The sequence below is a fragment of the Nostocoides sp. genome (assembly GCF_035343835.1).
In the GTDB taxonomy this organism is placed as follows: Bacteria; Actinomycetota; Actinomycetes; order Actinomycetales; family Dermatophilaceae; genus Nostocoides_A; species Nostocoides_A vanveenii.
In genome coordinates this window covers 1-6,868 of record NZ_DAOQZV010000175.1, presented here as the reverse complement: position 1 = coordinate 6,868, position 6,868 = coordinate 1, and the positions used below count along the sequence as shown (strand labels likewise).

Genomic DNA, 6,868 nt, shown 5'->3' with positions numbered 1-6,868 from the left:
ACCGAAGGTCATCTGACCATGCCGTCCTATCGGGCTGCACTCGATTCCACGACCCGCCGCGACTGATGCCGGAGCACGGTCGAGGACGCCGGTGCGGTCGTCACCGGGGGTGTCCTGCGCTGCCACGGCGCGTCGCCGAGGAGGACGAGAGCTGAGGGGAGGATGACCAGCCGGATCAGCGTGGCATCCAGCAGGATGGCGACCGCCAGCCCCACTCCCATCATCTTCATCTCCAGCAGCGACATCGCCGCGAAGATCGCGAAGACCGAGACCATGACGGCCGCGGCGCTCGTCACGACACCGGCGGTGTCGGTGATTCCTAGCCGGACTGCCGCGCGGGCACCTAGACCCTGCTCGGCATACTCGCGCACCCGGCTGACAACGAAGACGTGGTAGTCCATGGACAGGCCTACGAGGACCGCGAGCACCAAGAGTGGCACCCAGTCGATGAGGTATCCCGGGCTGGTGAAATCCAAGGCGGACGCGAAGTGGCCGTCCTGGAAGACCAGGCGCATCACGCCGAAAGCGACGCCGACGGAGAGCAGATTGAGTCCCGCGGACAGCATCGCCAGTCGGATGCTGCGGAAGGCCAGGCCCATCATCACCAGTGTCAAAGCGACGACGAAGCCGATCACCCAGGGCAGCCGATCGAGTTGCCGCTGCGTGACATCGAGATTCCACGCGGCGTCGCCGCCGATGACGTATTGCGCGCCGAGCCGGTCGAGTGCGTTGGGCGCCAATGACGTTCGCAACCTCTGGATGGCATCGTCGGTGCGGGGGTCCTGCTCGGCATACCGGATGGCGAGGGTCAGCCGGGTGACCGTCTTGTCCGCGGACGTGGTCACCGTGTCGCCCTCATCGGGCACGAAGGCGGGCGTCGCCACGGCGGCGGCGGACAACGCGCGCAGCGACTGCGCGACCCGTGGCTGGTCGTCCGCCGGCGCCTCAACGACGACAACAGCCTGACTTCCTTGTGACGGGAACTCGGCTGCAATCCGGCCGGCCGTCGCGACGACGGGGATGTCCTGAGGCAGCGTCGCGAGGCTGGGTTGGTGCAGGCGCATCCCGAACGCCGGCAGTGACAAGCCGATGGCGGCGGCGAGGCCGATCACAAGTGCCGTGCGCGGGTAGCGCACGACCGGCGTGAGCAGGCGAGCGCTGGTGCCCCGTCGACCGGCACGACGAGTCACTCTCCACAGCAACGGAACTCGCGGGCGGTCCACCCAATGGCCGAGCTTGACGAGGAGGGCGGGAAGCACGGTGATGGAGGCGATCATGGCCACGCCGACGACGAGGATCGCGCCGGTCGCGAGGGAGGTGAAGGTTGCTCCACCCGCCAGGAAGAGTCCGGCCAGCGAGGCGATCACAGCGAGGCCCGAGACGAGGATCGCGTGGCCCGAGGTGCGCGCCGCGATCTCGACGGCGTCGATCGTGCCGGCCCCCTTGGCGCGTTCTTCGCGCTCGCGCTTGAGGTAGAAGAGCGAGTAGTCGACGCCGACAGCCATCCCGATCAGCACGATCATCGAGTTCACCGTCGGCTCTGCGGGCACAAGGTAAGAGATCGGTGCAGCCAGCCCCATGGTGGCGGCGACCGAAGTGCCGGCCAGCAAGACCGGGACGCCGGCCGCGACCAGGGCGCCGAAGACCAGGAGCATGAGCAGGAGGGTCACGGGTAACGAAATCACCTCTGCTGTATGCAGATCCGCGGCGACGCGCTCGTTGATGCCCTCGTCGATGGTCAGGTCCCCGGCCTCCCGCACCTCCAGTGCCGGGTTGGCGGCGGCCACGGACTCGGTGATTCGCGTCAACGCCGTTCCGTCCTGCGCGCCGTCCGTGAGGGTGATCGTCACCAGAGCGGCGGTCCGGTCCCCGTTCCAGACCAGTGGCGCGACAGCGGCCACTCCTGGCGTCCGCGTCATCCGGTCGGTCAGCTGCCGCGCGGCGCTCGTCGCCGCTGCGGGGTCGAGGGCGCCGGATCGTGCGGTGATCAGAACCGCCTCGCCCGGGGGTGCAAGTAACCCGGACCTGTCGAGCAGGGCGTGGGCGCGGCCGGAATCGCCGACCCGATAGTCGGCATCGGTGGTCGATTGGGCCGGCACCAGAACGGCCATCCCGACGGCGAGCGCGACGAAGGCGAACCAGGCGCCGATGGCGCGCCACGGGTGGGCTGCGCTCCAGCGAGCAGCGCGGGTGGGCAGTGCGGTGATCCAGGACATGGTGTGGCCTCCGGAAGTCGGTCGATTGGGTCACGACGAGCCTTCCGGCAGCAGCTTCGGGGGGCAGGAGCGCTGACTCCCCAACGAGAAGTGGTGGTAACACCCCTGCCGGTGGCGGCCGGGCGGGCGAGGATGGAGCCATGTTCCGAACGCGACGCTCGCCCTGGTTGGCGGCCGGCTATGGCCTCGGCCACATGCTCATGGCCGTGCCCGTCGCGTTGCTGATGGCCTTCGGCTCGCTGGCGTTCGGCCTCTCGGTCCTCGGCGTCGGGCTGCTGTTGATCCGGCCCTGGGCACCGGCGGTGGCTGCCTTCGCGAGGGTCAACGCGGCGATGGCGCAGAGCTTCCTCGGCCGCGAGGTCCCGGTGCCTGTCTTGCCCCGCGACGAACCCGGCATCTGGCCGCAGGTGCGCCGCTGGCTCGGCGCGCGGGCCTTTTGGCAATACGTCCTGTGGTTCCTCTTCGCCGCATCCGGCGGGCTGATCCTCTCCGCGCTCTCCGCGGCGTTGCCCGCGGGCGTGATCGCCCTGGTCGCGACCGCCTTCGGGCTGTGGGCAGGCGAGGGGGCTCCGACCTGGGTGTCGTTGCTGCTCATCGGTATTGCCGTGGTGCTCGTTCCGGTGTGGTGGATCCTCGGGGACTTCTTCATGCGGTTGCGCACCGAGACGGAGGCGGCCATCCTGCGACCCGATCCCCAGGCCGCCCTCGAGCGCCGGGTCGCCGACCTGACGACCTCCCGGGCCGACGCGGTCGACGCTTCGGCCGCGGAGATCCGGCGTATCGAGCGCGATCTGCACGACGGTGCGCAGGCCCGCCTCGTCGCGCTGGGCATGAACCTCGGGATGGCCGCGGATCTGCTCGACCGGGACCCGCAACTTGCCCGCCAACTACTCCAAGAGGCTCGCCAGAGCACCGGCGCGGCCCTCGGCGAGTTGCGGTCGGTCGTGCGCGGCATCCATCCGCCCGTGCTCGCGGATCGTGGGCTCATCGGGGCCGTCCAGGCGCTCGCCCTGGATCTGCCGATCCCGGTGACCGTCGATGCGGCCCTGCCGGGGCGCCTGCCAGCTCCGGTGGAGTCGGCAGCCTATTTTGCGACGGCAGAATTTCTTGCCAATGTCGTCAAACACTCGGGGGCGCGCAACGCCTGGGTCGTCATCGCTGCGCCCGAGGGACGGCTGCGGCTGCTTGTCGGTGACGACGGGAACGGTGGTGCCGATATGGGCCGGGGGAGTGGCCTGGCCGGAATCGCTCGGCGGCTGGCGGCTTTTGACGGCACGATGGAGATGTCGAGCCCGGTGGGCGGGCCGACTGTGATCACTGTGGAGATCCCATGCGAGTGGTTGTCGCCGAGGACCACGTCCTCCTCCGGGACGGGCTGACCCGGCTGCTGCGGGCATACGGCTGTGAGGTCGTGGCGGCGTTGGAAGGCTCGGCCGGACTCGACGAGGCGCTGCAGTTACCCGAGGTCGAGGTGGCGATCCTCGACGTGCGACTGCCGCCGACCTTCAGCGACGAAGGCCTGCGGGCGGCGATCCGGGCTCGCGCCACCCGGCCCGGCTTCCCGGTGCTGGTGCTGAGTCAGTATGTCGAGCAGTTGTACGCCCGCGAGTTGCTCGCCTCGGGCGAGGGCGCGGTGGGCTACTTGCTCAAGGACCGGGTCGCCGACACCGGGGAGTTCATCGACAGCGTGCGTCGGGTCGCTGCCGGCGGCACTGTCCTGGACCCGGAAGTCGTTGCGGCACTGATGAATCGGCAGCGCAACGCGCCGGTTGACCGGCTCAGCCCGCGCGAGCGGGAGGTGCTGGAGTTGATGGCCCAGGGGCGCTCGAACCAGGCCATCGCCGAGGCGCTTTTCGTCACCGAGAAGGCTGTCGCCAAGCACATCAACAGCATCTTCACCAAGCTCGATCTGCCCGTCGCGGTCGATGACAATCGCCGCGTGCGAGCCGTCCTGGCGTGGCTCAAGATTTGACAGCGCACTCGGCGTGGCGGGCCGGGAGATAGGCCGCGACTCCGAGCAAGCTGGTCACCCCGACGGCGAGCATGGCCAGCCGGATCGACGCCCGGTCGGCCAGCAGGCCGGCGAGGGGGCCAGCGACGCCGAAGGCCAGAAAGGCGAACATCGAGTTGATCGACAGCACGGTCGCCCGGTTGCGCGCCTCGGCCTCGCGATGCAGCAGCGCGCTGTGCGGCGGGCCGTTGACGCCGTGCCAGGTGTAGGTGAACAGATACGCCGCGATCAGGCCCGCGGGCGTGAACGCCCACGCCATCAACAGCACGCCAGTGGCGTTAAGGGTGCGGCCGAGCATCGCGGCCCGGGCCACCCCCCAGCGTTTCGACGCCTTGCCGGCGATCCACGTGCCGAGGGCAAAGATGCCCCAGCCGACCGCGGCGACCGGACCCATCGTGGCGCCGGCGGCCTGGGCGCTGCCGAGCAATTCCTCCAAGCGCAGGGGAAGCATCGACTCGAAGGCGACCATGCCGATCGACCAGGCGATCTCGGCGAGGATGATGCCGAGGAGGACCTTGTTGGTCGCCAGCAGGCGCACCCCCGATGCGATGACCGCAGGGGCCTCGCGCGCCGAAGCCCAGGCGCGCCGTTCCTGCTCGCCGGTGGAGATCGCGCGTGGCCCCTCGCGCAACAGCAGCCAGGTCGCAGCCAGATGCACGACATTGAGCAGCGCGAAGACGGCCACCGCCAGGTCGATGGCCGCGAAGGCCCTGACCGGGTGCCACCAGATCAATCCGCCGCTGATCAGGGCACCAGCTCCCACGGCCAGGCCGAGCACCGTGCCCGCGCGGGATAACTCCTGATCGACATCCGCGCCCGGACTGCCCTCGTGGACGGTGTCGACGAACCACGCCTCCAGGGGGCCGGAATCCAGCGCTCGGAAGGTGCCCATGAGCGCCGCCGCCCCCACGAACTGCCAGAAGTTCTGGGCGAACAGATAGGCGGCGCCGGCGAGCACATTGACCACGGCAGCGGCCAGGTAGACCGCCCGGCGGCCGAAAGCGTCGGCAAAACCGCTGGTCGGCAGCTCCAGGGCGAAGCAGGCGAAGCCCGAGACTGCGGCTGCCGTCATCGCCTGCGCGATGGTCAATCCGCGTCCGGTCTGGATGAGGATGAAGATGCCGACGACGAAGCCGACCGGGAACCAGCGCGTGAAATTGAGCAGATAGAAGATCCGCGTCGCCTGCTCCAGGGACATTGCCGTATGCCGCATGGCCGTGCTCATCGGCGCGGCGCCTTGTCCATGTCGATCGGATAGAACACCAGATAGACCGCGACCCGCTTGGCTTCCGGATTGCCTTGCCCCACACGCCGATAGCGCTCGACGACGGTGTCGATCTCGGCGTGCATGTCCCGGAGCTGATCGGCCGTGACCACCACCATGTCGTCGTTCATGCTGGCCCGGTTCCGCCACACGCCCGGCCAGTTGCCCTGGACATCGAGCCATCGACCGAACTTCTCGGTGAAGTGGCGCAGCCAGTCTCGCGTCAGCCAGCCCATCGCCGTCGCCGCATCGTCATCGTCGTCGAAGTCGCTGACCTCGAACTGGGTCATTGTCGAGGCTGCCGCCCACACGCGTGACTTGCCGTCACCGTCCCCGGTGTCGACGACCAGGCCCACCTCCGCCAGTTTGCGCAGGTGGTAGGACGTGGCCCCCGAGTTGGTGCCCAGAGCTGCGGCGAGGGCGGTCGCGGTGGAAGGGCCGTTCATGCGCAACGCACCGATCAGGCGCGAGCGAAGGGGGTGGGCGAGGACTTTCACGCTGGTCGAATCCAGGCGGATGAAGTCGGCGGACTCACTCATAGAATGCATAATACATGTGCAAACTTCGTTTGCAAAACTATTATGCGATTGTCCGCCCTGCGGCATACCCGCAGGTCAGGGGGTTCTCTGGGCGCGCGGTGCTGGATTTGGGAGGCGAGGCAATGGCCCCTAAACTTGAGTAGTTGTGCCGTGCGCCCCTGGTGGGCGGATCAACCACGAGGGCTATCGCCCGGCGGGAGCACGCGGCATACGAGCCTCATCCGAATCTCACGTAAGGCAAGACGTTGCGTACTTTCACCCCCAAGGCGGGCGACGCCGTCCGTCAGTGGCACGTCATCGACGCCACCGATGTCGTCCTCGGGCGCCTCGCGAGCCAGACCGCGGCGCTGTTGCGTGGCAAGCACAAGGCGACCTTCGCCCCCCACGTCGACATGGGCGACTTTGTCATCATCATCAACGCCGACAAGGTCGCGCTGACCGGCGCCAAGCTGCAGCAGAAGCGCGCCTACCGCCACTCCGGCTTCCCGGGCGGCCTGAAGTCCGAGACCTACGCTCAGCTGCTCGAACGCGACCCGGCCAAGGCCGTCGAGAAGGCCGTCCGCGGCATGCTGCCCAAGACCACGCTCGGTCGTCAGCAGCTGACCAAGCTGAAGGTCTACGCCGGTGCCGAGCACCCGCACACCGCCCAGCAGCCCAAGCCCTTCACGATCTCCCAGGTCGCGCAGTAACGGCGCCGATCGAGAACCGACACAAAGGAATTCACGCCGTGACTGACACCACCTACGAGCTCGATGACGACGTCGAGCTGACCGAATACACCTCCGAGTCCGAGGGCCCGGTCTCCGGTGAGCCCGCCCGCCGCCCCACGGCCTCCGCC

At 68.6% G+C, this 6,868-nt stretch carries 6 protein-coding genes; 3 read left to right on the top strand and 3 right to left on the bottom strand.

The window, feature by feature from the left end; all coding sequences use genetic code 11:
- Nucleotides 1–26 precede the first annotated feature (26 nt).
- The gene (locus PKH97_RS11970) at nt 27–2,216 is read right to left on the bottom strand and encodes an MMPL family transporter (protein ID WP_324387690.1); all 2,190 of its coding nucleotides are present in this window, start codon (nt 2,214–2,216) and stop codon (nt 27–29) included.
- 140 nt (nt 2,217–2,356) lie between these two features.
- Here PKH97_RS11970 and PKH97_RS11965 point away from each other — a divergent pair, with 140 nt between their 5' ends.
- The gene (locus PKH97_RS11965) at nt 2,357–3,595 is read left to right on the top strand and encodes a histidine kinase (protein WP_324387689.1); all 1,239 of its coding nucleotides are present in this window, start codon (nt 2,357–2,359) and stop codon (nt 3,593–3,595) included.
- Nucleotides 3,547–4,188 carry a response regulator transcription factor gene (locus PKH97_RS11960; RefSeq protein ID WP_324387688.1) on the top strand — a complete coding sequence of 214 codons (642 nt, stop codon included), beginning with the start codon at nt 3,547–3,549 and terminating at the stop codon, nt 4,186–4,188. The genes PKH97_RS11965 and PKH97_RS11960 overlap by 49 nt, the downstream gene beginning before the upstream one ends.
- On the opposite strand, the gene PKH97_RS11955 is transcribed toward PKH97_RS11960, so the two are convergent.
- Both PKH97_RS11955 and PKH97_RS11950 read right to left on the bottom strand, forming a co-directional pair.
- Nucleotides 4,178–5,452: an MFS transporter gene (locus PKH97_RS11955; protein WP_324387686.1), complete on the bottom strand. Its 1,275-nt coding sequence runs from the start codon at nt 5,450–5,452 to the stop codon at nt 4,178–4,180. The genes PKH97_RS11960 and PKH97_RS11955 overlap by 11 nt on opposite strands.
- On the bottom strand, nt 5,449–6,030 hold the full coding sequence (locus PKH97_RS11950) for a helix-turn-helix domain-containing protein (protein ID WP_324387685.1): 582 nt from the start codon (nt 6,028–6,030) through the stop codon (nt 5,449–5,451). The genes PKH97_RS11955 and PKH97_RS11950 overlap by 4 nt, the downstream gene beginning before the upstream one ends.
- A 245-nt stretch (nt 6,031–6,275) precedes the next feature.
- On the opposite strand from PKH97_RS11950, the gene rplM reads away from it, so the two are divergent.
- The gene (gene rplM, locus PKH97_RS11945; RefSeq protein ID WP_324387684.1) at nt 6,276–6,719 is read left to right on the top strand and encodes a 50S ribosomal protein L13; all 444 of its coding nucleotides are present in this window, start codon (nt 6,276–6,278) and stop codon (nt 6,717–6,719) included.
- Nucleotides 6,720–6,868 lie beyond the last annotated feature (149 nt).

Bases quoted from the DNA above. Each gene is read 5' to 3' on its own strand.
- PKH97_RS11960 (WP_324387688.1), top strand. From the start codon at position 3,547: ATGCGAGTGGTTGTCGCCGAGGACCACGTCCTCCTCCGGGACGGGCTG.
- PKH97_RS11965 (WP_324387689.1), top strand. From the start codon at position 2,357: ATGTTCCGAACGCGACGCTCGCCCTGGTTGGCGGCCGGCTATGGCCTC.
- PKH97_RS11970 (WP_324387690.1), bottom strand. From the start codon at position 2,216: ATGTCCTGGATCACCGCACTGCCCACCCGCGCTGCTCGCTGGAGCGCA.
- PKH97_RS11950 (WP_324387685.1), bottom strand. From the start codon at position 6,030: ATGAGTGAGTCCGCCGACTTCATCCGCCTGGATTCGACCAGCGTGAAA.
- PKH97_RS11955 (WP_324387686.1), bottom strand. From the start codon at position 5,452: ATGAGCACGGCCATGCGGCATACGGCAATGTCCCTGGAGCAGGCGACG.